At 64.0% G+C, this 26,089-nt stretch carries 27 protein-coding genes and 1 tRNA gene; 15 read left to right on the plus strand and 13 right to left on the minus strand.

Annotated features, from left to right (window positions below; all coding sequences use genetic code 11):
- Nucleotides 1-153: 153 nt before the first annotated feature.
- Together CIT39_RS07295 and CIT39_RS07300 are read right to left on the minus strand one after the other, a co-directional pair.
- Nucleotides 154-522 (minus strand): rhodanese-like domain-containing protein, encoded by a 369-nt coding sequence (locus CIT39_RS07295; protein WP_094973722.1) that lies wholly within the window; start codon nt 520-522, stop codon nt 154-156.
- A gap of 178 nt (nt 523-700) precedes the next feature.
- Nucleotides 701-829 (minus strand): hypothetical protein, encoded by a 129-nt coding sequence (locus CIT39_RS07300; protein WP_274542492.1) that lies wholly within the window; start codon nt 827-829, stop codon nt 701-703.
- A gap of 282 nt (nt 830-1,111) precedes the next feature.
- On the opposite strand from CIT39_RS07300, the gene CIT39_RS07305 reads away from it, so the two are divergent.
- The 3 genes from CIT39_RS07305 (at nt 1,112) to CIT39_RS07315 (ending at nt 5,465) form a co-directional block, all read left to right on the plus strand.
- Nucleotides 1,112-2,713 (plus strand): alpha-amylase family glycosyl hydrolase, encoded by a 1,602-nt coding sequence (locus CIT39_RS07305; protein ID WP_094973724.1) that lies wholly within the window; start codon nt 1,112-1,114, stop codon nt 2,711-2,713.
- A gap of 24 nt (nt 2,714-2,737) precedes the next feature.
- Nucleotides 2,738-3,745 (plus strand): glycosyltransferase family 4 protein, encoded by a 1,008-nt coding sequence (locus tag CIT39_RS07310; protein WP_094973725.1) that lies wholly within the window; start codon nt 2,738-2,740, stop codon nt 3,743-3,745.
- Between the two features lie 253 nt (nt 3,746-3,998).
- The gene (locus CIT39_RS07315) at nt 3,999-5,465 is read left to right on the plus strand and encodes a hypothetical protein (RefSeq protein ID WP_094973726.1); all 1,467 of its coding nucleotides are present in this window, start codon (nt 3,999-4,001) and stop codon (nt 5,463-5,465) included.
- Between the two features lie 24 nt (nt 5,466-5,489).
- On the opposite strand, the gene CIT39_RS07320 is transcribed toward CIT39_RS07315, so the two are convergent.
- From CIT39_RS07320 to CIT39_RS07340, 5 genes are all read right to left on the minus strand, one after another.
- Entirely contained in the window at nt 5,490-5,666 is a 177-nt protein-coding gene (locus tag CIT39_RS07320) for a hypothetical protein (protein WP_155526012.1), read from the minus strand.
- 433 nt (nt 5,667-6,099) lie between these two features.
- Nucleotides 6,100-6,639 (minus strand): hypothetical protein, encoded by a 540-nt coding sequence (locus CIT39_RS07325; protein ID WP_148667285.1) that lies wholly within the window; start codon nt 6,637-6,639, stop codon nt 6,100-6,102.
- A gap of 243 nt (nt 6,640-6,882) precedes the next feature.
- Entirely contained in the window at nt 6,883-7,221 is a 339-nt protein-coding gene (locus CIT39_RS07330; protein WP_148667286.1) for a hypothetical protein, read from the minus strand.
- Nucleotides 7,214-7,504: a hypothetical protein gene (locus CIT39_RS07335; RefSeq protein ID WP_094973729.1), complete on the minus strand. Its 291-nt coding sequence runs from the start codon at nt 7,502-7,504 to the stop codon at nt 7,214-7,216. Before CIT39_RS07335 ends, CIT39_RS07330 begins: the two co-directional genes overlap by 8 nt.
- 465 nt (nt 7,505-7,969) lie before the next feature.
- Nucleotides 7,970-8,320, minus strand: a complete 351-nt coding sequence (locus CIT39_RS07340; protein ID WP_094973730.1) for a hypothetical protein — start codon at nt 8,318-8,320, stop codon at nt 7,970-7,972.
- Between the two features lie 85 nt (nt 8,321-8,405).
- Between CIT39_RS07340 and CIT39_RS07345 the strand changes: the two genes are divergently transcribed.
- Nucleotides 8,406-8,675 (plus strand): hypothetical protein, encoded by a 270-nt coding sequence (locus tag CIT39_RS07345; protein ID WP_094973731.1) that lies wholly within the window; start codon nt 8,406-8,408, stop codon nt 8,673-8,675.
- Between the two features lie 7 nt (nt 8,676-8,682).
- Nucleotides 8,683-9,018 carry a HigA family addiction module antitoxin gene (locus tag CIT39_RS07350; RefSeq protein WP_094973732.1) on the plus strand — a complete coding sequence of 112 codons (336 nt, stop codon included), beginning with the start codon at nt 8,683-8,685 and terminating at the stop codon, nt 9,016-9,018.
- A 13-nt stretch (nt 9,019-9,031) separates the two neighbouring features.
- Here CIT39_RS07350 and CIT39_RS07355 read toward each other — a convergent pair.
- A tRNA-Ile gene (locus tag CIT39_RS07355) sits at nt 9,032-9,107 on the minus strand.
- A 346-nt stretch (nt 9,108-9,453) separates the two neighbouring features.
- Nucleotides 9,454-10,428: a Bug family tripartite tricarboxylate transporter substrate binding protein gene (locus tag CIT39_RS07360; protein WP_162308389.1), complete on the minus strand. Its 975-nt coding sequence runs from the start codon at nt 10,426-10,428 to the stop codon at nt 9,454-9,456.
- Between the two features lie 107 nt (nt 10,429-10,535).
- Here CIT39_RS07360 and CIT39_RS07365 point away from each other — a divergent pair, with 107 nt between their 5' ends.
- Complete coding sequence (locus tag CIT39_RS07365) at nt 10,536-11,498, plus strand: TAXI family TRAP transporter solute-binding subunit (protein WP_094973799.1); 963 nt, start codon at nt 10,536-10,538, stop codon at nt 11,496-11,498.
- 73 nt (nt 11,499-11,571) lie between these two features.
- Here CIT39_RS07365 and CIT39_RS07370 read toward each other — a convergent pair whose 3' ends face one another.
- Nucleotides 11,572-12,786: an ABC transporter substrate-binding protein gene (locus CIT39_RS07370; RefSeq protein ID WP_094973734.1), complete on the minus strand. Its 1,215-nt coding sequence runs from the start codon at nt 12,784-12,786 to the stop codon at nt 11,572-11,574.
- Nucleotides 12,787-12,886: 100 nt separating this feature from the next.
- The gene (locus CIT39_RS07375; protein WP_094973735.1) at nt 12,887-13,780 is read right to left on the minus strand and encodes a helix-turn-helix transcriptional regulator; all 894 of its coding nucleotides are present in this window, start codon (nt 13,778-13,780) and stop codon (nt 12,887-12,889) included.
- Between the two features lie 286 nt (nt 13,781-14,066).
- Here CIT39_RS07375 and CIT39_RS07380 point away from each other — a divergent pair, with 286 nt between their 5' ends.
- The 4 genes from CIT39_RS07380 to CIT39_RS07395 all read left to right on the plus strand — a co-directional run bounded on the left by CIT39_RS07380 (nt 14,067) and on the right by CIT39_RS07395 (nt 18,493).
- A complete protein-coding gene (locus CIT39_RS07380; protein WP_094973736.1) occupies nt 14,067-14,894 on the plus strand; it encodes an ABC transporter substrate-binding protein in 828 nt (275 codons plus the stop codon).
- A 54-nt stretch (nt 14,895-14,948) separates the two neighbouring features.
- Nucleotides 14,949-16,055, plus strand: coding sequence for a molybdopterin-binding protein (locus CIT39_RS07385; RefSeq protein ID WP_094973737.1), 1,107 nt, complete (start codon nt 14,949-14,951; stop codon nt 16,053-16,055).
- Nucleotides 16,056-16,068: 13 nt separating this feature from the next.
- Nucleotides 16,069-18,018 carry a molybdopterin biosynthesis protein gene (locus tag CIT39_RS07390; protein WP_094973738.1) on the plus strand — a complete coding sequence of 650 codons (1,950 nt, stop codon included), beginning with the start codon at nt 16,069-16,071 and terminating at the stop codon, nt 18,016-18,018.
- A gap of 175 nt (nt 18,019-18,193) precedes the next feature.
- On the plus strand, nt 18,194-18,493 hold the full coding sequence (locus tag CIT39_RS07395) for a hypothetical protein (RefSeq protein ID WP_094973800.1): 300 nt from the start codon (nt 18,194-18,196) through the stop codon (nt 18,491-18,493).
- 5 nt (nt 18,494-18,498) lie between these two features.
- Here the strand turns inward: CIT39_RS07395 and mobA are convergent, their stop codons facing one another.
- Both mobA and CIT39_RS07405 read right to left on the minus strand, forming a co-directional pair.
- Nucleotides 18,499-19,134 carry a molybdenum cofactor guanylyltransferase MobA gene (gene mobA, locus CIT39_RS07400; RefSeq protein WP_162308873.1) on the minus strand — a complete coding sequence of 212 codons (636 nt, stop codon included), beginning with the start codon at nt 19,132-19,134 and terminating at the stop codon, nt 18,499-18,501.
- Nucleotides 19,121-20,011 (minus strand): formate dehydrogenase accessory sulfurtransferase FdhD, encoded by an 891-nt coding sequence (locus tag CIT39_RS07405; protein ID WP_094973740.1) that lies wholly within the window; start codon nt 20,009-20,011, stop codon nt 19,121-19,123. The genes mobA and CIT39_RS07405 overlap by 14 nt, the downstream gene beginning before the upstream one ends.
- 106 nt (nt 20,012-20,117) lie before the next feature.
- On the opposite strand from CIT39_RS07405, the gene mobB reads away from it, so the two are divergent.
- The 5 genes from mobB to CIT39_RS07430 all read left to right on the plus strand — a co-directional run bounded on the left by mobB (nt 20,118) and on the right by CIT39_RS07430 (nt 25,781).
- Nucleotides 20,118-20,645, plus strand: coding sequence for a molybdopterin-guanine dinucleotide biosynthesis protein B (gene mobB / locus CIT39_RS07410; protein ID WP_094895264.1), 528 nt, complete (start codon nt 20,118-20,120; stop codon nt 20,643-20,645).
- Between the two features lie 9 nt (nt 20,646-20,654).
- Nucleotides 20,655-21,911, plus strand: coding sequence for a molybdopterin molybdotransferase MoeA (locus CIT39_RS07415; RefSeq protein WP_094973741.1), 1,257 nt, complete (start codon nt 20,655-20,657; stop codon nt 21,909-21,911).
- A gap of 44 nt (nt 21,912-21,955) precedes the next feature.
- Nucleotides 21,956-22,189: a sulfurtransferase TusA family protein gene (locus CIT39_RS07420; RefSeq protein WP_094973742.1), complete on the plus strand. Its 234-nt coding sequence runs from the start codon at nt 21,956-21,958 to the stop codon at nt 22,187-22,189.
- Nucleotides 22,190-22,330: 141 nt separating this feature from the next.
- Nucleotides 22,331-23,764 (plus strand): sigma-54-dependent transcriptional regulator, encoded by a 1,434-nt coding sequence (locus CIT39_RS07425; protein WP_094973743.1) that lies wholly within the window; start codon nt 22,331-22,333, stop codon nt 23,762-23,764.
- Nucleotides 23,757-25,781: a sensor histidine kinase gene (locus CIT39_RS07430; protein WP_094973744.1), complete on the plus strand. Its 2,025-nt coding sequence runs from the start codon at nt 23,757-23,759 to the stop codon at nt 25,779-25,781. The genes CIT39_RS07425 and CIT39_RS07430 overlap by 8 nt, the downstream gene beginning before the upstream one ends.
- Nucleotides 25,782-26,089 lie beyond the last annotated feature (308 nt).

The following is a 26,089-nucleotide window of genomic DNA, read 5'->3' on the forward strand; positions in this document are numbered from 1 at the left end:
TGCCTCGAAGATAAGACCCGGTCGAGGCCCCCCAAGCCGGTCTGCGAATGGCCCCGCCGGACAACGAAGACCTCATCCTGAGGGCCCGCCGCAGGCGGGCGTCTCGCAGGATGCGCCGCGGGCGACGATCGGTCGCGCGCCGGCCTGGTCGAGCTATTTCTCGACCGCCCCGGTCCAGTCCTTGAAGCCGCCGAGATTGAAGACCTTCTCGTAGCCCATGTCCTTCAGCAGCTTGCCGGCCAGCGCAGACCTGCCGCCGGACGCGCAGTAGAGAATGACGGTCTTGTTTCTGTCGAACGCCTTGTCGTGAGAGGACGATTCCGGGTCGGCGCGAAACTCCAGCAGCCCCCGCGAGACATGCACGGCGCCCGCGATCTTGCCGCTGGCCGCAACCTCGGGCGCGTCGCGAACGTCGACGACGAGCGTGTTGCCGCCTCTGATCATCTCGGCAGCCTCGTCCGACGTGATCTTGGGGACCGCCGCGTTGGCGGCTTCGATCATTTGCTTGACGCTGGTGGGCATGGGGGTGTCTCCGGTGGGGGCTCTGGGCTGAGGATAGCATATCGGCGGTGCCTGGCCTCATCCTATCGGAGGACCGCTGCACGAACGCTGGGGCATCGAGTGCACCATCACCACAGTTCGAGAAGGACTTCGTCGGCGAGGTCCGCGCGGCGTTAGGGGCGGAGAGGTCATCAACGTCTCATCGCTCGCCCGTGCCTTTGCAGCGCTGGCACTTCACCACCTTGTCGCCCTTCTTGAGCAGGCCCTTGCCTTCGCAATTCTTGCATTTCTGCTTCTTCTTGATGTTCGGGCCTTTTTCATTGGTCATGAAAGTCTCCTGCCCCGAGAGGGCGGTTGTGTGCGGGGGCTCGGCGGAACGGCCAATATGGTCCGATATGCGCTGCGGGTCCATGCGCCGCGGGTTCATCTGCACGTCCGGAACCGCACAAATCCGTCGACATTCGCGTCCCGCAGGACCACGGTGCCTGCCATGACGCGGATGGCAAAGCTCCGTCGTGCAGCGAAGGTGTGACCAGTCTTGACGACACCGCGTGATCAATAGGCGCCGATCGGCGCATGCGCCAGTGCCCGGTTTGCGGGCTGCGTTGGCATGACCGCGCTCTGGTGGCAGACGGCCGTGATCTATCAGATCTACCCGCGCTCCTTTCAGGACAGCAATGGCGACGGCGTCGGCGACCTCCAGGGCATCGCGCAGCGGCTCGATGATCTCGCAGGCCTTGGCATCGACGCGATCTGGCTCTCGCCCATCTCACCGTCGCCGATGGTCGATTTCGGCTATGACGTCGCCGATTACTGCGACATCGATCCATGCTTCGGCACGCTGGCGGATTTCGACGATCTGCTGAGGCAGGCGCATCGGCGCGGGCTCAAGGTGCTGCTCGACTTCGTGCCCAACCACACCTCCGACCAGCATCCATGGTTCGTCGAGAGCCGCGCTGCGAGAGACAATCCGAAAAGAGATTGGTACATCTGGCGCGATGCCGCCGCGGATGGCGGTGCGCCCAACAACTGGATCAGCGATTTCGGCGGCTCGGCCTGGCAATGGGACGAGATCACCGGGCAATATTACTACCACGCCTTCCTGAAGGAGCAGCCGGACCTCAACTGGCGTCATCCGGATGTGCAGGCGGCGATGTTCGACGTGATGCGGTTCTGGTTCGACCGCGGCGTCGATGGCTTCCGCATCGATGTGCTCTGGCACATGGTGAAGGCGGCGGACTTCCCGGACAATCCGCCCAACCCGGACTATCGGCCAGGCATGGGCGAGATGCACCGCCTGCTGCAACTTCACTCGACCGACCAGCCCGAGGTGCACGGCATTGCGGCTGCGATGCGCGACATCGCCGACAGCTACGGCGCAAGAGGACTGGGCGAGCGCGTTCTGATCGGCGAGATCTATTTGCCGATCGACCGTCTCATGCACTATTACGGCCAGGAACGCCCGGGCGTGCATCTGCCGTTCAATTTCCAGCTCATCGACATGAAGTGGGACGCGCGCATCCTTGCGGCGGCGATCACCGATTATGAGGCCGCGCTGCCGCGCGCCGGCTGGCCGAACTGGGTGCTCGGCAACCACGACCGTCCCCGCGTCGCCACGCGGCTCGGTCAGGCCCAGGCCCGCGTCGCGGCCGTGTTGCTACTGACGCTGCGCGGCACGCCCACGCTCTATTACGGCGACGAGCTGGGCTTGAGCGATGTCGGAATCGAACCCGCGCAGGTGAAGGACCCGCGCGAGCTGCGTGAGCCCGGCCTGGGGTTGGGCCGCGATCCCGTGCGCACGCCGATGCCGTGGGACGGCAGCGACAATTCGGGTTTCAGCACGGCCAAACCGTGGCTGCCGCTCCATGCCGACTGGCGAACGCGCAACGTGGCGCAGATGACGGACGATCCGCACTCCATCCTGACGCTGTATCGTCGCCTGCTTGCGCTCCGGCGCGATCATCCCGCCTTGTCGATCGGCGACTTCGCCCTGGTGACTGTCGAAGACGAGCTCCTGGTCTACGCGCGCCGGCACGGGTCGCAGCTTCTGCTGGTGGCGCTCAATTTCGGAGAATGGCTGCACCGTCTGCCATTGCCGGATTGGGCACACGGAGGCCGGCTGCTCCTGTCCACGCACGAGGATACGCCGCTGGCCGAACACGACGCTCTCCTGCTACGGTCGCATGAAGCCGTCGTGCTCGAAGCTCGATAGCAGAATTCAGAAGAGGATGGTCGTTTGCGCATCGCCATGCTGGCGCCGATCTCCTGGCGGACACCGCCGCGCCATTACGGGCCCTGGGAGCAGGTCACCAGCCTCTTGACCGAGGCGCTGGTGGCGCGCGGCGTCGATGTCACCCTGTTCGCCACGCTGGACAGCATCACGTCGGCCCGTCTCGATGGGGTCTGCCCCGCGCCCTATTCCGAAGATCCCGCGATCGACGCGAAGGTGTGGGAGATGCTCCACGTCGCCCATGTCTTCGAGCAGGCCGGACAATTCGACCTGATCCACAACCAGGCGGATTTCGTCCCGCACGCGTTCGCGCGACTGGTCGACACGCCAATGGTGACGACCATCCACGGCTTCTCGTCGGACCGCATCTGGCCGGCCTACAAGCGATACGAGGATCGCGTCCACTACGTCGCGATCAGCGAGGCCGATCGTCATCCGGACCTGCGCTACGCCGCAACCATCCACCACGGCATCCCGCTCGCCGACTTTCCGTTCGATCCGCAAGGCGGCGACAACCTGCTGTTCTTCGGCCGCATTCATCCGGACAAAGGCGCTGCCGAGGCGATGACGGCGGCGCGCCGGTCGGGACGAAAACTGGTCATGGCCGGCATCGTCCAGGACCAGGCCTACCACGATGCGCAAATCGCCCCCGCACTCGACGGCCGCTCGGTCGTCTATCTCGGCCCCGTCGGCGGCGCGGCGCGCGCCAAAACGCTGGGCTCCGCGCGCGCGCTGCTCCACCTCATCAATTTCGACGAGCCGTTCGGCCTGTCGGTGGTCGAAGCACTGGCCTGCGGAACGCCGGTCATCGCCCGCAACCGCGGCTCGATGCGCGAGCTGATCGACGACGGCGTGACCGGCTTCCTGGTCGACAGCCTCGACGCCGCGGTCGATGCGATCTCCCGCATCGACCAGATCGATCGCGCCGCCTGCCGCGCCGCGGTGTCCGAGCGTTTCACGGTGGAGCGGATGGCGGATCGGTATTTGGGATTGTATCGGGAGATATTGGGGTGAGAGGTGGGGCGATGACTCCCTGACGGGGGGCAGTCCAGCACTGTCACCGTAATCCCCCGGATGCAAGCTAAGGTCGACGACCTTTGGGCCAAGCGAGACGAACTGAAGAAGGTTGAGCCTGGCCAAAACGCTCGGAAGGTTCACGGCGGGAGAAAATGGTGATGGTTGGGGATTTTCGGATAAACGTTGTTCCCTGGAAAGTTGAGGTGGGGCCTTATCTGCATCGGGAAAGCGAAGCGGTCCGGGGCTGTCGATGGCGACATTCTTCAACGAGTTTTTTGGAGTTGCCCCCGACCAGGTCGACGACTACGGCGCTTTCAATGTCTCGCTCATCAACGATCTCCCACTCTTCATCGATCCCTTTCTCCTGTTCAACAGTGACAAACCTGAGTACCGGCAGCTCCATGGTGAGATCCTGCGGTACATGATCTTCCTTCGGGATAAGGTCGCTGCAGGTAAGATCAATCCGGACCTCGTCAAAGCCTGGTTCATGTTTCCGGAGGTAAAGCAGAACTGGCTCGGCTTCTCACTCCATGGCAACGGCGGCAGTGGTCTGGGGAAGGACTTCGCGGAGGCCCTCAAGGAGAATCTCGAAAAGCTGTTCGCTGATTTCGGGCAGGAGAAAATCACGAAGGGTAGCCATATCGAAAAGGTCTGCCTCGTTCGTAGCGGTGTGGGCCGCGATATGATCAGCGACTTCACTACCAACCTGCTGAAAGACTACCTGTGTCGCTATACAGAGCGCTTCGCGACCGCGCATATTGATCCGTCGCTCCGGCGCAAGGTCCCGGTCAACAAGGCCGTCTTCAACTTTGAAACAGAAACATGGGATCGCCGTACTTACGACCTTCCATGGATTGATGATTTCGTTTTACTCACGCCCAAAGACATGCTGACGCGGGATGAAAACTGGATCAACCGGACCGACATGATCCGAGACTTCGAGAGCATTCCGGTTGCCATCCCGGACTCCGAACTGCGCGGCCAAGTATTTAACTACTTCCAGAACCATCTCGTTCGCCTGCGCGATCGTCCAATCACGCAGCGTGAAAAGGATGAAGCCGCCGCTCGCACGATCATGCAATTCCCGGAGCTGGTCGATTACTACATCAAGAACAAGGAAAATTCTGGAGACGAAGCCAAGGACATCAGCTCTGAGAAAGTCAGCGAGACCAAGCGGGCCTTCGAGACGCAGGTTAAAGAACTGCAGGCTGCTCTTGCCCAGGAAACGACATTCTACAAAACGGGCAAGTCCACCTACGAGGAAGCTCACCAGCGCTTGGCCTACCTGAAAGATGTCATCGAGAATAAGGGTGGGCACCGAATCTTCTATCACAAGGGAAAGGCGGTCCAGCGGGAGAGTGATCTCCAGATCATCTTCCGATTTGTCTGGTTCGGCTCTCCATCGGACGTTGGGAGCGAAGCGAACGACGGCCGAGGGCCAGTCGATTATAAAATTGCTCGCGGCGCCAAGGATAAGACCCTGATCGAGATGAAGCTCGCTAAAAATACTGCGCTCGAACGCAATTTGGAGAAGCAGCTACCGATATATCAGGCGGCAAGCGATGCAAAAAACGGCATCAAGGTCATCATTTACTTCTCAGGAGAGGAGAAGCTGAGGGTGGATGCTATTCTCCGCAAGCTCAAGCTGACTGACCATAGGGACGTCGTACTGATCGACGCGCGAAACGACAACAAGCCGTCAGGGTCAAAAGCCTAAATCGTTACGTCTACTTTCAGAGATTTAGGCGCTGGCGCGACCTTGGCGGAGTTTCCAAGCCTGGTCTTGGAAAATGTAGTGGCTGTAGCTCTTGCCTGCGCGCTCGTCCTTCAAGCGCTCGTCCGTGTCCTCCACTTCGACCCAGACTTTGCGGCGATAGGTGACAGTGCGCACGACCTCGACACAGAAATAGCGGGGCATCTACTTGCCCCCCGCTTTGGTGAGGGCGGCCTCGACCTGTTTTGCGGTTAAGCCGTCCGGTTGAATGTGGCCGCCTAAGGATTGTACCCGCGAATGTGGCTGAGCCATCCGCACTGTCATCGCAATCAGAAACTTGAGCGACTCACGCCCCAGGCACTCCTTGAGCCACATCGATCACGTGGCGATATTTGAGCGACAGCTCTCCAGTGGATTTGGTTTTGGGTGCAATTCGGCAGAGGGGAGATGAAAGTCTCGGGCTGCGTCGATCGTAGAAATTGCTGCGCCACCTGGGGCTAATCTGGCCCCATTGGAATTACGTTAACGCCTAATTCATGAGCTTTCGAACCCGGAAATGATATCCGCGAATCGATTAGACAAAGCGCACATAGTGTACGCTCTGCGCGTGCGTTGCAGGTCGCGCGCCGACGTTTTTTTATTGCGCGTTCGGAAGCTCTCCGTCCTTGTGTTTGCCTATCCAAATATTCTGCTCGTTCGCCGGCTTCGTCAGCTTCTTCGCGGCAAAGTTTGCTTCCGGGACCAATTGAAGCGCGCTGAGCACTGCTATCCGGTGTGTGCCATCGATAGGGCTCAAGCCTTCAGGACGCCGCATGACTACCGGTGCCACCGGAAACGAGCCGTCGTTCAGTATATAGCGGAATAGGTTGTCCCAGCGTCGTTTCGTGGTCGCGCTCGGCTTCCCGTCCTCAATCTCTTTGCGGATGTCCATCACGTCCGCTTGCGTCTTCGGGGTGAGGCCATCGACGCCGCAGTCTACCTTTTCCAACGTCCATGTGACTTCCTTCCACCATGAGAGGGGACGTTGGCCAAGTAGCCGACCCCATCGGTGATCACCGTATGGCTCAGGCGGCGGCCATCCCATGCCGGGATCATTGGCGAACTCGATCAACCAGGGTTCGATGACTTCCTTGGGCCAGTTCGGCAGGTCTTTCTGGATGTCAGCAACAGTCACCATCGAAGTCTCCATGAAGATTGGCTCAGGGCACTACACCGCCTCGGGGTTAGTCGGATGAACTGCCAGTATCGATTTGAGGTTTCGTCGTTTGGAAAATGACGTCGTCCGGGATCAGGCATACCGCAGTCCATCCGCCCGGATCGCAGTATCCACAAGCCAGACTTCGTCCGGTCGGGGCGCCGTCCACCCCATCACCGTAATTCCGGGCCTACAGCCGAATGCAAACGGTTTAGGTGGAATCTCTTAATTGCGCCGGGGTGGCGAAGTCGGCACTGGAGGGATGCGCGCGATCAGGTCGTCGAGCTTTGTTTCGATCTTGGCGTTTGAAACGGCAAACGCGTCGAGCTTCTCTGACAATTTTGCGAGTTTGCTATCGATAAGAAGATAGCCGCCCGCGAAGGCAAATAACACTGTCGCAAAACCCGCGATTGCTAATTTGATGTCCGAGACCCGGTTTTCGGCGACGCGATCCTTCATCGCATCAACAATCATGCGCGCTTGCGCTGCGGCCGGCGACACTTCAGTCACCGGAACGTTGGCCGTGATGCCGGGGGTCGGCTGCCCCTGTTCAACGTTAGACACGAGGCGGACCCTCTAGCTTCGCCTTGATCCAGCCCCAGGTTTCAGTCGGCGCGCGTCCCCAATATGTCGACATCGCGATAACAACAGCGTTTCCGGTTGGTGGCGCATTTGGGTTAGCGGCGTCGAAGATGCCTAAGCGGGTGGATATTTCGGCCGCGGTTCCGTTGGCAGAAACCAAAAACGATGTGTCCGAAATCTTGAGATGGTCGTTTTTAAACTCTTCATCGATGCGAGCAATTAGACCCGGTTGCGGCACCTGCATCAAAATCGCGAAAATGGTCATGAAAGGGGCGTGCTCTCTTGCTTGCTCCGCCAACCTAATCGCGAAAGGTGTCGGCTACCAGCGTGTTGCGCTGCAAAATTGTTGGCGGGTCACTGAATCATCGCTCCCGAGAAGGGATGGACAATCTTAATTCAGTCCTGCGCTTTCGTAGCTTCCATTCCCTGTGGCCGGGCCTTGACAGAATGTAATTGTGTGCATTACATGATAGCAATGGATATCCCCCTCGACAGCAAAGTCTTGCTCTACGCAACGAACACAGCCGGCATGAATGCGGCTGTGGAGCCGGGCATGCTCGTCTCGCGGGGGCCCGACCTGATCTACTCGGCCGGTCTTTCGATTCTGGGGACAGCGCAGGCGCGCGCCGCCCGAGCCTTGCGTATCGAGCTCGAGGCCATTGATCGCGATATTAGGGCGGTCTATGCGAGCGCCCACGAACAAGCCCACATCTTTGCCAACGAGCTATTCTCACAGAAGCGGTTCTGGCGCCTTTATCGCAACATCGACAACACCACCCAGGGTCTCACCGGACGCGGCGCGTTCGCGCCGGATGACGGCCCGCTCCAAAGTCTGCTTCCGGGGCCGTTCCAGCATCTGGGCGGGCTCGAACTGTCGTCTCGCCAGATCGCGCAGATACTGCGCCGCGTGCTTGAGGGCCTCGGTCAGTCTGAGCAGGACGATCTGTCGGTGGCCACTGTGCTTCGCGCCATCCTGCATAAGGAGGTCGCAGGCCTCGCCGCATGCAAAGCCGCCCGCTTGCGCCGCGCGCCAATCACCGTCGGATCGGTGCGTGATCGCATCCTTTCCCTGGAAATCCACACTGGAAGTTCACCGCCGGCAATGGCTGCCATCAGCCTTGCCGCATGCAAGGCAACGTCTCCGATTGCAGCCTTGCAGGTGAACTATGCAACGATTTGCCAACAAGATCACCGAACTCATCGCAACGACCCGCTTCGGCGGTGGCATCCGCCAGCACATCACCGTGGCAGCGTGCGAGATCATTCAGCTTCTCGTCGCGTGCCACTCCCATCAGGACATCGGCGTCATCGGCCAGATCACGCGCTTTGCCAGGACCGACGGGCTCTACGGCCTGCAGGTCGAGGGCAAGTGGTATGTCACCTTCCGGTGGTCGGAGGATTATGGGGCCTACCAGATCCGGCTCGAACGGCGATAAGCCTATCATGACGGCGGTGAAGTACGTTCCGGCCCCCCCGGTGACCCCGGGGGAGGTGCTCAGGAAGCGCATCCTCGGCGCCGATATCACCCAGGATACGCTCGCCAGGGCGATGGACGTGTCGCGCTTCTCTGTCAGTCAGATCATCAACGGCAAGCGCGCCATCACGCCCGAGATGGCGTTGCGGCTTGCCCACGTCACCAGCACCACGCCGGAGTACTGGCTCGATCTGCAGCGCGCGGTCGATCTCTACACGGCGCGTCGCAAGCTCGGCGCCGAGCTCAAGCGCTTGCTGGTCGTGCGCGCGCCCAAGACCGAGGCCGAGCTCTACAGGGACGCGTGACCTGCCGATCGATTGGTGGGCCCGGCAGGACTCGAACCTGCAACCAGACCGTTATGAGCGGCCGGCTCTAACCATTGAGCTACAGGCCCCGCCGCGAGCGGCTCGCGGGATCGCGCGGCCGGCAACGGTGCGCGGTTCGTTTACAGGGATGGGGGCGGGGGTGCAATGCTGGCACGTGTGGATGGAAACACCGGCGCAGCAGGACCTGTCAGTTTTGAATACCCGAAATTGGCGATGATGCCCTTATAGTCCTGTTTTGCCCGACGGGTCAAATTGCCTCTCGCCAAGGCTCGTTTTTCGATGCCGTAACCCCTTGTGATCGCTTGATCTTTCTACTGTGCATGGGGTTGTTTTCGCAAATTTTGATGGGAGGGGTCTTTCGATCCCCTCCGATGTCGCGTTGGCGCGCTGCCGGCTTGCGGCAGTTCCCCGGCTTCAGTCCACCGAGACCCCGGCGAACTCCACCACCTTGCGCCACTTCTCGGTCTCGTCGGTGACCAGCTTGCCGAACTCGGCCGGTGTCATCGGCTTGGGGATGCCGCCGATCTCGGCCAGCTTTGCCACCAGCTTCGGATCCTTCAGCGCTTCGCCGACGGCCTTGTTGATGATCTCGATCGCCTCGGGAGGCGTGCCCTTCGGCGCGGAGATGCCGTAGAAGCCGACCGATTCGAAGCCCGGCACGGTCTCGGCGATCGCGGGCACGTCGGGCACGATCGGCCAGCGCTGCGGCGAGGTGACGCCGAGCGCGCGGACAGTGCCGCCTTTCACCTGCTCCAGCGCGGAGGGCAGATTGTCGAAGATCAGCTGCACCTTGTTGGAGATGATGTCGGGGAAGGCGATCGCCGATCCGCGATAGGGCACGTGCACCATGTCGCATTTGGTCATCACCTTGAACAACTCGGCCGACATGTGCACCGAGGTGCCGTTGCCGGAGGAGGCAAAGGAGATCTTGCCGGGGTTGGCCTTGCAATAGTCGACGAACTCCTGGACCGTCTTGGCCGGGAACGCGTTGGAGACGACCAGCATGTTGGTGAGCTGCATGATGCTCGCCACCGGCACGGTGTCGCGGATGAAATCGAACGGAAGCTTCTTGTAGAGCGAGGTCGAGATCGCGTTGTTCGGCGCGACGAACAGCAGCGTGTAGCCGTCCGGCGGCGAATTGATCGCCGCGGCGGCGGCGATGTTGCCGCCGGAGCCGGTGCGGTTCTCGACGATGACCTGCTGGCCGAGACGGTCCGACAGCCACTGCGCCATGATCCGCGCCACGATGTCGACGGGGCCGCCGGCGGAAAAGCCGATCAGCCAGTGGATGGGACGGTCGGGATAGGCGGCGGAGGCAGGAGGGGTAGCGCTGAAAAGACCTAACAGGACTGCGAGCCCGAAAACACCGTGACGCAAAATTCGCAACATGACGCCTCCCATTGTTCTATTGTCGTTGAGGGGCATGCTTTCACAAAATCGGGCCGCTGCCTACATTGCCGCATGTCGGTGTTGACGCAGCCCCGCCGGGAATGACCATGAGATTCGCGATCATCCTTCTCGCTGCAGTGCTGCTCGCCAGCCCCGCTGCCGCTCAAACCGGAGGCACGGCCATCTCGACCACGACGATCAGCCTGGGCACCGCGACATCAGGCGGCGGCTTCCCGCTCTATGGCAACGCCTTCGCGGAGGTGATGAACGCGGCCGATCCGCAAATCGCCATCGCGCCCCGCAACACCAAGGGCAGCAACGAGAACATTCCGCTGCTGGAGAAGGGCGAACTCGATCTCGCGCTGGTCGCGGGCGAGCCGGCCTACGAGGCCTTTGCCGGCATCGGACGTGCGCCGGTACGATTGAAGATCCTGACGGCGATCTATTCCAACCCCGGCATGTTCGTGGTGCGCGCGGACAGTCCCTACAGGACGATCCGCGATCTCGTGGGACAGCCCGTCGCGTTCGGCGCCAGGGGCTCGGGCCTGCCGATCCTGGCGCGCTACGTGCTGGATGGGCTCGGCCTGAAGCAGGACGAAGACTTCAAGGCGATCTATCTCGACCGCGCCGGCGACGGCCCCGCGATGGTCGAGGACGGCCGCGTCGCCGCGCTCTGGGGCGCCGGCATCGGCTGGCCCGGCTTTGCCGCGGTCGCATCGAGCGCGTCAGGCGCGCGCTTCATTGCCCCCAGCGTGGACGAGATGACGCGCATCCGCGCCAAGCATGCGTTCCTGAAGCCGCTGCTGGTGCCGGCGGGCAGCTATCCGAAGCAGGACGCACCGATCGCTTCGCTCGGCTCCTGGAGCTTCGTGCTGACCCGCGAGGATCTGCCCGACGATGTCGCCTATCGCCTGGCGAAGACGCTGCACGGTGTCGAAGCGGTCTTTTGCAAGAAGCTCGCCCAGGCCTGCGAGACCACGGCCTCGAACACCGTCGCGGCGGCGCCGAGGCCGGAGCTGATCCATCCGGGCGTGATGAAGTATTTTCGTGAGATCGGGGTGGTGAAATAAATAGCGAGTGGCGAGTTGCGAATAGCGAATGGACGCAATCCATTCGCTACTCCCTATTCGCCACTCGCCAATCTTACTTCTTCACCAGCGGACACGCCGGGTCCGGCGGTCCGAACGCCTTGTCGCCGGAGATCGTGGTGAGGATCTTGTAATAGTCCCACGGATATTTGCTCTCCTCCGGCGTCTTGACCTGCACCAGCCAGAGGTCGTGCACCATCAGATTGTCCTCGCGAAGCTTGCCGTTGCGGGCGAAGAAATCCTCGATCGGCTTCTCGCGCATCTTGGCGGCGACCTTGAGCGGGTCGTCGGTGCCGGCCTCCTTGATGGCGTTGAGATAGTGCATCACGCTCGAGTAGACGCCGGCCTGCCACATCGACGGCATCTTGTTCAACTTGGCGAAATAGCGCTTCGACCATGCGCGGGTCTTGTCGTCCATGTCCCAGTAGAACGAGGTCGTCAGCAGCAGGCCTTGCGCCGCCTGCAGGCCGAGGCCGTGGATGTCGGTGATCAGCGCCAGCAGCGCCGCCATCTGCTGGCCGCCCTTGAACACGCCGAACTCCGAGCCGGTCTTGATCTCGTTCATGTTGTTGGGCGGACCTGCGGCAATGCCGATGATCTTGGCCTTGGAGGCCTGCGCCTGCAGCACGAAGGAGGAGAGGTCAGGCGTTGCCAGCGGCGGCCGCACCGAGCCCAGCACCTTGCCGCCATTGGCGTTGACGACCGCGGAAGCGTCGCGCTCCAGCGAATGGCCGAAGGCGTAATCGTCGGTGATGAAGAACCAGCTGTCGCCGCCGCGCTTGACCACCGCGTCCGCGGTGCCGACCGCGAGCGCGCGGGTGTCGAACACCCATTGGATCGCGTAGGGCGAGCAGAACTTGCCGTGGAAGTCGGCGGTACCGGTGGAGTGGGTGATGAACAGCCGCTTCTTCTCGTTGGCGATGTTCTGCACCGCGAGCCCGACCGCCGAGACCGGCACGTCGACGATCAGATCGACCTGCTCGACGTCGTACCAGCGCCGCGCGAGCGAGGCGCCGATGTCGGCCTTGAGCTGGTGGTCGCCAACCACGATGCTGATCGGCTTGCCGAGCACGGTGCCGCCGAAATCGTCGATCGCCATCTGCGCGGCCGTCACCGAGCCCTGGCCGGTCGGCGCGGAGGCCGGGCCGTTCATGTCGGTGAGCACGCCGATCTTGACGATGTCGTCGGAAAGCTGCGCCGACGCCGCGCCGGATAGCAGCGCCGCCGTCAAGGCGGCCGCGACCGGCAGTCCAAATCTGATTGGATTCACGCTTGTCCTCCCCTGATCCGGCACGTTGGCCGGTGTTGCCCCGGGTGTGCCCCCGGCTGAATTGGTTTCTTTTGCAACTATTTTGGGGCGGGCGTCAATGTCAGGCTGCGAAGCGGATCTGCCCTGCGGGGGAGGGATCGTAGCCGGTCAGTTCCTCCGCGCGCTGGCGCAGCCGCCGTTCGTTCAGGAATCCGATCAAGGCCCGCATGGCGGGGCGGAAATAGCTGCGCTGCCGCATCGCGAGGTCGAAACTCTCCCAGACCAGCGGCACGAAATCGAGGCCGGCCGAACGCGCGGCGGCGCGCGTCGCGATGCCGCAATCGGCCTGGCCGGCGCGGACCAGTTCCGCGAGATCCGGTCCGGTCAGGGCCGGCGTCTCGACCCGGCGCAAATCCCGCGTCGAGGCGCCGGCGCGCTTCAGGAGCAGGTCGAGCAGCATCTGCGCGCCCGTGCCCTGCTGCCGCATCGCCATCCGGGCGCCGAGCGTGAGCACGTCCGTCAGGCCGTGCAGGTGCCTGGGATTGCCTTGCGGCAGCACGAGTCCCTGCTCGCGGCGCACGAATGCGACCAGCACCGCATCGTGCAAATCCGGTGCGGCGCGCAGCGCTTCGACACTGGCATCCCCGGTGAGATCGTCGGAAGCATCCAGGCTGTGGAAGTGTATCGCCGCTGCCATCACCTCGTTGCGCTGTAAGCGCTCGAGCCCGCGCACGCTGCCCTCGCTCATCGATCCCAGGCCCGAGCCGGATTCGCGCAAGGCCCAATCCAGCAGCTCGTCCTGGCTGCCGCCCACGACCGGCGGCGGCTCCGCGATCAACATGCCGGCCGGACGCGCGAGACCCGAGAGTACCCAGAGGTCGAGTTCGTGGCGCGGGAAGAGCCACTTCCCGGTCACCTTGGTGCAGGGGATCGCGCCGGTGGTGACGAGTTCGTAGAGCTTGCGTTCGCCGAGCCGAAGATAGTCGGCGGCTTCGCTGGTCGTCAGGAATTCCATCCTGCATTCCTATGCAAATTCTTGCTTCTTTTTGACGTTCGACGCAGGTGGAATTCTGCATTTCAATTCCCGTCCGCGGGACCATGCCTGATCATCTCGCTGCTTTGCAACACATCCCGGCGCGCGATCTCCGCTTTGGTGAACGATCTTGAATCGCTTGCGCGGTGCGCAGGATGCCTTGCAACGTTGCCGCTATTTCCCGGGTGATGTGCGCAAAAAGCAGGCGCGTCACGAGTGCGGCGCAATCGGCCGTCATCATGATCGGGTCATAGATAGGAACCTGACCATGGGCCGCTTGTTCGTCGTATTCGCGCTCCTCTGCGGCCTCGCCGCCGGCGTCGCGGCCTCGTCTGCGGAGGACCGCAGCATCGTGCTCGCCACGACCACCGCGACACAGGAGTCCGGTCTGCTCGACTTTCTGCTGCCGATCTTCCGCGACAAGACCGGCATCGAGGTGACCGTGATCGCGCGGCGCGCCGACGCGGTGCTCGACGGGCCGCGAAGGGGCGAGGCCGACGTCGTGCTGATGCATGCACGGCCTCAGGAGGAGAAATTCGTCGCCGACGGGTTTGGCGTGAAGCGTTTTGACGTCATGTACAACGACTATGTGCTGATCGGGCCGAAGAGCGATCCCGCCGGCGTCAAGGGCAAGGACATCGCGACGGCGCTGAAGGCGATCGAGGCCAAGGGCGCCCCGTTCGTGACGCGCGGCGATCGCTCGGGCACCCACGCCGCGGAGCTGGCGCTCTGGATCGTCGCCGGCATCGACATCGCGGCGGCCAAGGGCGCCTGGTACCGCGAGGCGGGGCAGGGCATAGCCTCGGCCCTCGAAGCCGCGCGTGCCGCGAATGGCTATGTGCTATCGGATCGCGGCAGCTGGATCGCCTTCAGGGATCGCGGCGATCTCGACATCGTCGTCGAAGGTGACCGGCGGCTACTCAATCAGTACGGCGTGATGCTGGTAAACCCCGAGAAGTTTCCGGACGTGAAGAAGGATCTCGCGCAGACCTTCATCGACTGGCTGACCTCGCCGGAGGGGCAGACGGCGATCGCCGGCTACAAGGTCGACGGGCAGCAGCTGTTCTTTCCGAATTCGGACAGGTCGGGCGGTTGAGGCCAACATGGCCGGCGGTTGCCAAACCGGGCGATGCATGGTCCACCATGGCGCATGACCCAGCGCCTTCCGCCATCGCTGACATCGCTCGACACCGCGCTCGCCGCGTTGCTGAGCGGGCTTGAGCCGCTTGCACCGGTACAGTTGCCGCTGATCGAAGCGGCCGGCTGCATCGCTACGGGTACGCCGCTGCTGGCGGCCCATCCGCCGCACGACATTGCCGCCGCGGACGGCTGGGCGCTCCGTGCCAACGATCTCGTCGGCGCAACCTCTTATTCGCCGCTGCCTTTGACGAAAGCGCCCGCATGGGTCGAGTCCGGCGACGCGATGCCCGACGGCTGTGATTGTGTGGTCGATGCCGACGCGGTCGATGAATCCGGTCCGCTCGTGCAGGTGCTGGCGGAGGGCGTGCCGGGGCAGGGCGTCAGGCGTGGCGGCAGCGATATCGCGGAGCGCATGCCGGCCGGCACCGAGGGCCTTCCGGTCGGCGCAGCCGATCTGCTGCTTGCGCGCATGAACGGTTTGGACAAGCTCTCCGTGCGCCGGCCCCGGCTGCGCATCGTCAACGTGCCCGGTGCAACGGCAACGATGCTCATGATCGCCGGGATCGCGCGCGCTGCGGGACTGGATGTGCAGACGTCTGAGGCCGCGGCGCGTGATGCGGTGTCGATTGCCGATGCGCTCGATATGTCCTCTTGCGATCTGATCCTGACGGTCGGCGGCAGCGGCGTTGGCCGCGCCGATGCGGCCGTCTCGGCGCTGGCCCAGCGCGGTCATGTGATCGCGCACGGCGTTGCGCTTCAGCCCGGGCAGACTGCCGCCGTCGCGAAGCTCGGAAAGGTTCCCGTCGTCGCCTTGCCGGGCTCGCCGGATCATGCGCTGGCAGCGTGGCTGACGCTCGTGCTTCCGCTGATCGACCGACTATCGGCGCGCCGGCCGCGCCGGCAGGTGAGCCTGCCACTTGCGCGAAAGATCGCATCCAGTGTCGGCATCGCCGAGATCGCTTTGCTGGCGAGGGAACAACGTGCGTGGATGCCGCTCGCCGTAGGTGAATGGCCGCTCCAGTCCATTGCCGGTGCGGATGCATGGCTGCTCATTCCCGCCAGCGACGAGGGATTTGCGGCGGGTGAGCCAGTCGATGCCTATCTGATGCGGGAATGATAAGGGTTTTGGCATGTCGATGAACCCACAATCTCAAATCCGCAGCGCGCTCGAACAAGAGCAGTTCCTCAAGATTCTGTCGCGCGAGGAGGCGCTGGCGCGCTTCGAGGCCGCGTTGTTCCCGCGCGCCGCTCCGAGCGAAAAGCGCAAGCTCGCCGATGCGCTCGGCGTGGCGCTTGCCGAAGACATCACCGCGCCGATCGACGTTCCCCCGTTCGATCGCTCCAATGTGGACGGTTTTGCCGTGCGCTCGGCCGACCTTGCGGCGGCAGGCGAAGGCGCCCCTCGGCGCCTCACGCTGAACGGCGAGACCATCCACTGCGGCATAGCGCCGAGGATGCAAGTGGCGGCGGGAACCGCGACGCCGATCGCCACCGGCGGTCCCTTGCCGCGTGGGGCCGACGCGGTCGTCATGGTCGAGCACACCCAGCCCGCTGGATCCGATGCGATCGATGTGCGCCGTGCCGTCTCGCCGGGGCAATTCGTATCCTACGCCGGATCCGACATCGCGCGCGGCGAAGCGCTGCTGCGCGCCGGCACCATCATCGGCTCGCGCGAGATCGGCATGCTGGCCGCGTGCGGCATTGCCGAGGTGAACGTCGCGCGCAAGCCGCGGGTGGCGGTGATCTCCACCGGCGACGAACTGGTCCAGCCCGGCGAGGCGCTCGCGCCGGCCGAAATCTACGACACCAACGGCGCCATCGTCGCGGCTGCGATCGACGAGAACGGCGGCGAGGCCGTCTTTCTCGGCGCCATTCCGGACGATGAGGCGAAACTCGAATCCGCAATGCGTCGCGCGCTCGCCGAGGCCGACATGCTGGTGCTGTCCGGCGGTACCTCGAAAGGCGCCGGCGATCTGTCCCATCGCATCATCGGCCGGCTCGGCCAGCCCGGCATCATCGCGCATGGCATCGCGCTCAAGCCCGGCAAGCCGCTGTGCCTTGCGGTCTGCGACGGCAAGCCGGTGGTGATCCTGCCGGGCTTTCCGACCTCGGCAATGTTCACCTTCCACGACATGATCGTGCCGATACTGCGCAAGCTGGCCGGCTTGCCGCCACGCTCCGATGCCAAGGTGAGCGCGACCGTGCCGGTGCGCATTGCCTCCGAGCTCGGCCGCACCGAATTCGTCATGGTCTCGCTGGTCGAGGGCCGCGACGGTCTGATCGCCTATCCCTCCGGCAAGGGGTCTGGAGCGATCACGTCCTTCGCGCAGGCCGACGGCTTTTTGCGGATCAATGCGCTCGCCGACCAGATGCCGGCCGGGACCGAAGCCGAGGTGACGCTGTTCACGCCGCATGTGCGCGTGCCCGATCTCGTCATCGTCGGCAGTCACTGCACCGGCCTCGATCTCGTCACCGCACAGCTCGCGCATGCCGGCCTTAACGTGCGTTCGATCGCCGTTGGCAGCCTCGGCGGGCTGGCGGCCGCCAAGCGCGGTGAATGCGACCTCGCGCCGATCCACCTGTTCGACGACAAGAGTGAAACCTACAATTCGCCCTATCTCGTCGAAGGGCTCGAGCTCGTGCCCGGCTGGCGGCGGATGCAGGGCATCGTCTTCCGCAAGGGCGACAGGCGTTTCGAGGGCCTTGATGCGAAACAGGCCGTCGCGGCGGCGCTCGCTGATCCCGCCTGCATCATGGTCAACCGCAACCAGGGCGCCGGCACCCGCATCCTGATCGACCGCTTGCTCGGCGGCGCGCGGCCGGAAGGCTATTGGAACCAGCCGCGCTCGCACAACGCGGTCGCCGCCGCCGTCGCGCAGCACCGCGCCGACTGGGGCGTGACCATTGCGCCCGTCGCCCATGCGGCCGGCCTTGGCTTCATTCCGCTCGCAGAGGAGCATTATGATTTCGCGCTGGTGACCGCGCGCAAAGTGCGGCCGGCGGTGCAGGACTTTCTCGACGCACTCGGCTCGAATGACGTGCGCGCGGCGCTCGAGCGAGCGGGTTTCCGGCCCGCGTAATGACGTTGCGGGAGACCTCGCGCGCCAACATCAGGACCGACACGGGCGGGATCCGTGGATACGGGGCTCCTGGTGCCGCTGGTGGGCCTGAGCGGCGCGCTCCCGTGCCTGGTCCGGCTCAGGACGTCATGAACTTGGATGGCCGCCGTTACGACCAAGGAGTATGAGCCAAGTCATGACCGCGCCGACGCCCTTCAACTTCCGCAAGGTTGCTACACTCATCGCGACGGCCGGAACGCTGTTCTGGCTCTACACCTTCTATCACATCTCGAATGTCCCGCAGGGAGACCGCAGCGGCTTTCAATGGCTTGCGGTGTTTCCGCTAGGCATGGTCTTCGGGGCGTTCTTCCTGCCGGCCTGGCTGCTGGTTGCGATCGGCCGTCTGCCGCGATTCACTACTGCCCTAGGCCTATGCGGCTTGATCGCCTTCGCGATCATCTGGGCGCAGCTTCTCAACGAATTTCCCAAATCGTAAAGCCGCTAGGGCGCATCATCCAGCGCCGCCAGCCGCTCGGCCTCGGCGATGTCCTCGACCGTGTTGGCGTTGAAGAAGGGATCGAGCGGCTCGACCGGCCAATTCACCGTTGCGAGCGGATAGCGCGCGGTCCAGCGGTCAATCTTGCGAAGATCCTCGACGACCAGCGCATGGCGCAGCTCCTCGCGCAAGGCGACGTGCCACAGGCCGATCACGGGATGCGACTGCCCGCCTGATGCGGCGACCGCGAGCCGTGCGTTCTCGCGTTCGCGTGCATCATGCAGGCGCGCGACGAGGTCGCGCGGAAGGAACGGGCAGTCGCCAGCGGCGCTGAGCACCCATTCGACGCCCGGCCGATTTGCCGCGGTCCAGTCGAGCGCGGCGAGGATGCCGGCGAGCGGACCGGGAAAGCCGGGCACGTCGTCGGAGACGACCTGCAAGCCGAAGGATGCGAAGCGCGCGGGATCGCCATTGGCGTTGAGGATCAGCCCGCCGCATTGAGGTTTCAACCGCGCGATCACGCGTTCCAAAATGGTGCGGCCGCCGATGGTGCGCATCGGCTTGTCGCCGCCGCCCATGCGCCGCGCTAGGCCGCCGGCGAGCAGCACGCCTTGCGTCAGCGGAATGTCAATCGTCACCAGCTTCACCCTTGCGCTTGTGCTTCGCCGACTCTTCCTCGACGTAAGCGAGGTCCTGGTCGTAGACGATGCGCTCCTCGCCCGCGAGCGCGATGAAGCGCTTGCCGCGGGTGCGCCCGACCAGCGTCAGCCCGACTTGTCTTGCGAGATCGACGCCCCAGGCGGTGAAGCCGGAGCGCGACACCAGGATCGGAATTCCCATGCGGACCGTTTTGATCACCATCTCCGAGGTGAGCCGCCCCGTGGTGTAGAGGATCTTGTCGGCGGGATCGACGCCGTGGCGGTACATCCAGCCGGCGATCTTGTCGACGGCGTTGTGGCGGCCGACGTCCTCGGTGTAGCAGAGCGGCGTGCCTTCCTTGCACAGCACGCAGCCGTGGATCGCGCCGGCCTCGAGATAGAGCGAGGGCATGGTGTTGATGGTCTGCGTCATCTGGTACAGCCAGGATGTGCGCAGCTCCGCCTTCGGCAGCGCGACACTCTCGACGGCCTCCAGCAGGTCCCCGAAGGCGGTGCCCTGCGCGCAGCCCGAGGTCTGCGTACGCTTCTTCAGCTTGGCTTCGAAATTGGTGTGATGTGTGGTGCGTACCACGACCACCTGGAGGTCGTCGTCGTATTCGACCTCGGTGACAGCGTCATTATATTTCAGCATGTTCTGGTTCAGCAGATAGCCGAGCGCCAGATATTCGGGGTAGTCGCCGATCGTCATCATGGTGACGATCTCCTGGGAATTCAAATAGAGCGTCAGCGGCCGCTCCATCGGCACCTTGATCTCGACCTTGGTGCCGGTCTGGTCGGTGCCGGTCACGCTCCGGGTCAGGCGCGGGTCATCCGGATTGGGGATGATTGGGGGCACCGGGGTTTTGTCGATCTTCATCATGGCCGCGAGGTTAGCATGACATTCGGGTCAAGCCGATATAAGCATGCTCACGACGTTGAGAAAGCGGTTCCGGCCGCGTGACGAGGCCGGCGGAGATCGTGTTACGATGAAAGTCATCGGCCTTGCAGGCTGGAGCGGAGCGGGCAAGACCACGCTGTTGACCCGGCTGATCCCGCACTTCAAAGCGCAGGGCCTGCGCGTCTCGGTCATCAAGCATGCGCATCATCAGTTCGACGTCGACGTGCCCGGCAAGGATTCCTGGCGCCATCGCGAGGCCGGCGCGGCCGAGGTGCTGGTGGCGTCGTCAAACCGCTGGGCTCTGATGCACGAATTGCGCGGGTCGGCGGAGCCGCGGCTGCCGGAACTCCTGGGCAAGCTGTCCGCGGTCGATCTCGTCGTGGTCGAGGGCTTCAAGCGCGAGCCGCATCGCAAGATCGAGGTGCATCGAGCGGCGAACGGCAAGCCGCTGCTGTTTCCCGACGATCCCGGGATCGCCGGGATTGCGGCCGACACCGCCATTGACACTGGGCTGCCGACTGTCCATCTCGACGATATCGCGGCGGCCGCGGCGCTGCTGCTGCGCGCGGCGATGCCGGTCGAGGAAGCGGTCGCGAAAAGCGCTGCGATGCGCTGACGAGGCACCATGGCGCAACTGTCGGACGATTGCTTTGCCTTCGGCGGCCCGATGATGTCGGTCGACGAGGCCGTTGGCCTGATCACGATGCGCGTCAATGCGATCGCCGATATCGAGACGGTGGCGCTGGTCGAGGCGGATGGGCGGGTGCTGGCGCGGGATGTCGCAGCGCCGCTGCCGCTGCCGCCCTTCACCAACTCGGCCGTCGACGGCTACGCCGTGCGCAACGCCGACATTCCGCAAGCCGCGGAGCGGGCATTCCCGCTCGATGGCCGCATTCAGGCCGGCGGCCTTGCACAGGCGCCGATCAAGCCTGGCCACACTGCGCGCATCTTCACGGGCGCGCCGATGCCGCCGGATGCCGAAGCCGTCTTCATGCAGGAGGACGTCCGCATCGATGATTCCGGAAAGATCGTGCTGCCGTCGGGGCTGAAGCCCGGCGCCAATGTCCGCCCTGCAGGCGAGGACATCCCGAATGGGCACGTCGCGTTGCGCGCCGGGCAGCGGCTGCGGCCGCAGCATGTCGCGCTTGCCGCTGCCTTCGGTCTTGTCGGCCTCGACCTCGTCAGGCGCATTCGCGTTGCGGTGTTCTCGACCGGCGACGAGTTGGCCTCGCCGGGCGAGCCGCGCGCGGCCCCGCAACTGTTCGATTCCAACCGCTTCATGCTCATGACGATGCTGCGCCGGCTCGGCTGCGAGGTCAGCGATCTCGGCATCATGCGCGACGAGCGGACTTCGCTCGCGAATGGCTTGAAGCAGGTTGCCGGCTCTCATGACCTGATCCTCACGACCGGCGGCGTCTCGACCGGCGAGGAGGACCACGTCAAGGCGGCGGTCGAGAGCATCGGTTCGCTGGTGCTGTGGCGGATGGCGATCAAGCCCGGTCGGCCCGTGGCGATGGGGATCATCGACGGCACGCCGCTGATCGGATTGCCGGGCAATCCCGTCGCGAGCTTCGTCACCTTCGTCCATGTGGTGCGGCCGACGGTGCTTGCGCTGGCGGGTGGGCTGCCCGAGCCGCTGTTGCCGATCCCAGTGCGCGCCGCGTTTTCCTACACGAAGAAGAGCGGCCGCCGCGAATATGTGCGAGTCTCCCTGCGGCGCGCGCAGGACGGCCGGCTCGAGGCCGTCAAGTTTCCGCGCGAGGGGGCGGGGCTTCTGTCCTCGCTGGTCGAGACCGACGGCCTCGTCGAACTCGGAGAGAGCATCACGCATGTCGAGCCGGGGCAGGACGTAGGCTTTTTGTCCTACGCCGATCTGCTGTAGAGACTTGCGTTGACCCCACCGCCTCGTCCCGCCATGTTGCCTCCATGACCAGAACGACGCTCGACCTCACCGGACTGAAATGCCCGCTGCCCGCCCTGAAGACGCGCAAGGCGCTGAAGCCGTTGCAGCCCGGCGATCAGCTCGAGGTCCATTGCACCGATCCCTTGTCGGTGATTGACATTCCGAACCTGATCCGCGAGACCGGCGACAAGGTCGAGATCACCGAGCGCAACGAAGCGCGAATCGTGTTCCTGGTCGAAAAGAGCGACGCCTCGTAGAAAGGCGAATGTTCACGGCGACGACGTTTGACTATGTTGCGCCTGCGGGGAAACGGCCGGAACTTCGCTGCAATGCGAAAAGCGCCGCTGAGTGCAGTGGAATGAGCTCAAACCTAGACTCTCAAAGCTAAGACATCGGGCATGACTTTCTCAACATCGAGGGCAAGCGTTGCCGCAAGTCCTGCGGTGGGACGCGAGCCGGCCGTCAAGTCCGGCAAGACGGCTGCAGGGCCGGAGTTCGGGGCGCTGGCGCAGGCCTCGATCCTGATCGTCGACGACGAGCCGGGCATGCGCAATTTTCTGGTGCGCACGCTTGGACCGCGCTGCAAGCTGGTGGACGAGGCGGCCGATACCGACCAGGCCTCGCGCAAGCTCGATTCCAACCGCTATGACGTCGTCATTCTCGACAACATCATGCCCGGCAAGAACGGCGTCGATTGGCTCGCCGAGCAGCGCGCCGTCGGCTTTTTCGCCGACGCCATCCTGATCACCGCCTATGCCGACCTCGACACCGCGATCCAGGCGCTGCGCGCCGGCGCGGCCGATTTCGTGCTCAAGCCGTTCCGCTCCAACCAGATCCTCAACGCCGTGGCCCGGTGCCTCGACCGTGTCCGCCTCCAGCGCGAGAACTATGTCCTGCGCTACGCCCTGCGTGCCTCGTCCGACCGCACCTTCCTGCGCGACAATCTGATCGGGCAGTCGGCAGCGACGCTGCGCGTGCGCGAGACCATCGCCCGCGTCGCGCGCCTGCCGACCTCGGTTCTTCTCACCGGCGCATCCGGCACCGGCAAGGAAGTGGCAGCACGCTCGATCCACTCGCTGTCCGACCGCGCCGACAAGCCCTTCGTGCCCGTGAATTGCGCGGCGATCCCGCCGGAGATGATCGAGGCCGAGCTGTTCGGACACATCAAGGGCGCCTTCACCGGCGCGGATTCGGGGCGTGAGGGCCTGTTCCTGTACGCGCATGGCGGCACGCTGTTCCTCGACGAGATCGGGGAGCTGCCGCTGCCGATGCAGAGCAAGCTGCTCCGCGTGCTCGAAGACCGCCGCGTCCGTCCGGTCGGCTCGGAGCGTGAAGTTCCGGTCGACCTGCGTTTCATTTTCGCAACCAATGCCGAGCTTCAGAAGGAGGTCGAGAAGGGGCGCTTCCGAGCCGATCTGTTCTACCGGCTCAACGTGATGCAGATTCACCTGCCGCTCCTGAAGGATCGCGGCGATGACGTGCAGGAGCTTGCCGCCATCTTCATGAGCAAGCTGTCGGCTCAGCTCGGCATGCCGCCGGTGCCGATCGACGCCTCGGTGCGGGCGGCGCTCGCAAGCTATGACTGGCCCGGCAACGTGCGCGAGCTGCGCAATTTGATCGAGCGCACGCTGATCCTCGGCGCCTTCCCCGACGACTTTGCCGGCCCCCGCAACGACGGTCAGTCGGCGCCTGCCGACAGTCTCGCGGAGCTCGAGCGCCGTCACATCCTCGGTGTGCTGAAGGAGGTCAATGGCAATCGCGAGGAGGCGGCCCGGCGCCTCGGTGTGTCGCGCAAGACCATCGATCGCAAATGCGCGTTATGGGATGTCTGATGGTGCCCGCCGCACCGACGAGCTCGTGCGGGGACGCTCCGTCCGCTTCCGGTTGCTCGCGATCGCCTTGCTGCCGATGCTGGTCATCCTGCCGCTCCTGCTCGGCGTTGCGATCTATCGCTGGAACGCGAAATTCGACGCGGCCCTGATCTCCAAGGTCAATGGCGATCTCACCATCGCCCACCAATATCTCGCTCGCATCCTGGAAAAGACCGGAGTCCAAATCCGGGCGCTCGGCCTGTCGGCCCGCTTCCACGAGGTGCTGGGGCCGGATGCGCGCGGCTCGCTGCGGGAGCTTCTCGACGAGACCCGCAAGGAGATCGGGCTCGATTTCCTGTACCTGACCAACGATCGCGGCGACGTCCTGGCCTCATCGCCGCCGCTGCAGCGTCAACCGAGACATGACTGGCCGATCGTCATGTCGGCGCTGTCGGGCAAGGTCGCTGCGACGGGTGTCGACATTTTCGGCAATGACGAGCTCGCCGCAATTTCGCCGGCCCTGGCCGAGCGGGCGCGATTGGACCTGGTGCCGACCCCGAACGCGGTGCCGACCGACCGCAGCACGGAGACGCGCGGCATGGTCGTGCATGCGGCGAGCCGGGCGATGCTGCCCGACGGTGGCGCCGCCGCGCTGGTCGGCGGCACGCTGCTCAACCAGAATCTCGAATTCATCGACACGATCAACGATCTCGTTTACCGCGCGGCGAGCCTGCCGGAGGGCAGCCAGGGCACCGCGACGCTGTTCCTGGACGATGTGCGGATATCGACCAACGTCCGTCTGTTCGAGGGACGTCGCGCGCTCGGCACGCGCGTGTCGGCGGCGGTGCGCTCGGCCGTGCTGGGCGAGGGGCACACCTGGCTCGACAGCGCTTTCGTCGTCAATGACTGGTACATCTCCGCCTACGAGCCGTTGGTCGACAGCTATGGCAAGCGGGTCGGCATGCTCTATGTCGGCTTCCTGGAGAAGCCGTTCAGCGAAGCCAAATACCAGACGTTGGCGATCATCATCGCAGCCTTCATCGCGATCACCGCTGCGACCGTACCGATCTTCCTGCGCTGGGCGACCTCCATCTTCATGCCGCTGGAGCGCGTCACGGCGACGATCGGCGAGGTGGAGCGCGGGAACCTCTCCGCCCGCACCAAGATGCCGGTGTTGGGCGACGAGATCGGCCGCGTCGCGGTTCATCTCGACAACCTGCTCGACCAGATCCAGGAACGCGACCGACAGCTCCGGGAATGGAACGAGGAGCTGAACGTTCGCGTGCTGGAGCGCACCCGCGACCTCGAGCACGCCAATCTCAAGCTCGAGGCAACCACCAAGCAGCTCATCATGTCCGAGAAGCTGGCCGCGATCGGCGAGATCACCGCCGGCGTCGCGCACGAGATCAACAATCCGATCGCGGTGATGCAAGGCAATCTCGACGTCGTCCGCAGCGTGTTCGGGGCCGACGCCGACAAGGCGAAGGTCGAGTTTCGCCTGCTCGACGAGCAGATTCACCGCATCAGCCAGATCGTGACCAAGCTGTTGCAGTTTGCGAGGCCGGAGGAATATGCCGGCTATGTCGAACGCCATGCGCCCGCGAGCGTCATCTCCGACTGTCTGCCGCTGGTGCAGCATCTTCTGAACAAGACGGAGATCGCCGTGGTCAGGGACGACCGCGCCAGTCGGCTCGTGCTGATGAACCGGAACGAGCTGCAGCAGGTGCTGGTCAATCTCATCGTCAACGCGATCCACGCCATGCCGGACGGCGGAACCCTGACGCTCCGCTCCTTCGATGCCGATCGCGACGGCCATCAAGGCGTCGCCATCGAGGTCACTGATACCGGCATTGGCATGAGTACTGAGGTGATCGAAAAGATATTCGATCCCTTCTACACCACAAAACGGCGGCAAGGCACCGGGCTGGGCCTCTCCATCAGCCAGACCCTGATCAAGCGCCAGGGCGGACAGATCACGGCGGAAAGCAGCGTGGGTTCCGGAAGCACCTTCACGATGTGGCTGCCGGAAGCGACCTGACTGGACATTCTGTCCCGGAATTCAGGACATTTTGTCCGACGCGGCACGTTGCGCTGCGGGAAGTCGTTGAATCATCACGATGCGACTTCTGGCACGCCCGTTGCTCATATCGAGACAGGGTGTTGAGGGGGATGAGGGCGCGATAGCCGTCACTGCAACGCTGTTGGCAGGCGAAGGGACATCGCCCGCGACCAGTTGCTTGCTCGGCGCACAAGAGGCGGTGCGCGCCACAGGATTCCACTTCGGCATGAATGAAGACCGACCTGTCATGCGCGGCTGCCAAGCACGCGTATGAACGGTCTCAAACT

Origin of the sequence: Bradyrhizobium symbiodeficiens (genome assembly GCF_002266465.3) — a bacterium.
Taxonomy (GTDB): domain Bacteria; phylum Pseudomonadota; class Alphaproteobacteria; order Rhizobiales; family Xanthobacteraceae; genus Bradyrhizobium; species Bradyrhizobium symbiodeficiens.

Excerpts from the sequence above, each read along its gene's own strand:
- CIT39_RS07295 (WP_094973722.1), bottom strand. The coding sequence starts at position 522 with ATGCCCACCAGCGTCAAGCAAATGATCGAAGCCGCCAACGCGGCGGTC.
- CIT39_RS07300 (WP_274542492.1), bottom strand. The coding sequence starts at position 829 with ATGACCAATGAAAAAGGCCCGAACATCAAGAAGAAGCAGAAATGCAAG.
- CIT39_RS07305 (WP_094973724.1), top strand. The coding sequence starts at position 1,112 with ATGACCGCGCTCTGGTGGCAGACGGCCGTGATCTATCAGATCTACCCG.
- CIT39_RS07315 (WP_094973726.1), top strand. The coding sequence starts at position 3,999 with ATGGCGACATTCTTCAACGAGTTTTTTGGAGTTGCCCCCGACCAGGTC.
- CIT39_RS07320 (WP_155526012.1), bottom strand. The coding sequence starts at position 5,666 with ATGCCCCGCTATTTCTGTGTCGAGGTCGTGCGCACTGTCACCTATCGC.
- CIT39_RS07325 (WP_148667285.1), bottom strand. The coding sequence starts at position 6,639 with ATGGTGACTGTTGCTGACATCCAGAAAGACCTGCCGAACTGGCCCAAG.
- CIT39_RS07335 (WP_094973729.1), bottom strand. The coding sequence starts at position 7,504 with ATGACCATTTTCGCGATTTTGATGCAGGTGCCGCAACCGGGTCTAATT.
- CIT39_RS07345 (WP_094973731.1), top strand. The coding sequence starts at position 8,406 with ATGCAACGATTTGCCAACAAGATCACCGAACTCATCGCAACGACCCGC.
- CIT39_RS07350 (WP_094973732.1), top strand. The coding sequence starts at position 8,683 with ATGACGGCGGTGAAGTACGTTCCGGCCCCCCCGGTGACCCCGGGGGAG.
- CIT39_RS07360 (WP_162308389.1), bottom strand. The coding sequence starts at position 10,428 with ATGTTGCGAATTTTGCGTCACGGTGTTTTCGGGCTCGCAGTCCTGTTA.
- CIT39_RS07365 (WP_094973799.1), top strand. The coding sequence starts at position 10,536 with ATGAGATTCGCGATCATCCTTCTCGCTGCAGTGCTGCTCGCCAGCCCC.
- CIT39_RS07375 (WP_094973735.1), bottom strand. The coding sequence starts at position 13,780 with ATGGAATTCCTGACGACCAGCGAAGCCGCCGACTATCTTCGGCTCGGC.
- CIT39_RS07380 (WP_094973736.1), top strand. The coding sequence starts at position 14,067 with ATGGGCCGCTTGTTCGTCGTATTCGCGCTCCTCTGCGGCCTCGCCGCC.
- CIT39_RS07385 (WP_094973737.1), top strand. The coding sequence starts at position 14,949 with ATGACCCAGCGCCTTCCGCCATCGCTGACATCGCTCGACACCGCGCTC.
- CIT39_RS07390 (WP_094973738.1), top strand. The coding sequence starts at position 16,069 with ATGTCGATGAACCCACAATCTCAAATCCGCAGCGCGCTCGAACAAGAG.
- CIT39_RS07395 (WP_094973800.1), top strand. The coding sequence starts at position 18,194 with ATGACCGCGCCGACGCCCTTCAACTTCCGCAAGGTTGCTACACTCATC.
- CIT39_RS07405 (WP_094973740.1), bottom strand. The coding sequence starts at position 20,011 with ATGATGAAGATCGACAAAACCCCGGTGCCCCCAATCATCCCCAATCCG.
- mobB (WP_094895264.1), top strand. The coding sequence starts at position 20,118 with ATGAAAGTCATCGGCCTTGCAGGCTGGAGCGGAGCGGGCAAGACCACG.
- CIT39_RS07415 (WP_094973741.1), top strand. The coding sequence starts at position 20,655 with ATGGCGCAACTGTCGGACGATTGCTTTGCCTTCGGCGGCCCGATGATG.
- CIT39_RS07420 (WP_094973742.1), top strand. The coding sequence starts at position 21,956 with ATGACCAGAACGACGCTCGACCTCACCGGACTGAAATGCCCGCTGCCC.
- CIT39_RS07425 (WP_094973743.1), top strand. The coding sequence starts at position 22,331 with ATGACTTTCTCAACATCGAGGGCAAGCGTTGCCGCAAGTCCTGCGGTG.
- CIT39_RS07430 (WP_094973744.1), top strand. The coding sequence starts at position 23,757 with ATGTCTGATGGTGCCCGCCGCACCGACGAGCTCGTGCGGGGACGCTCC.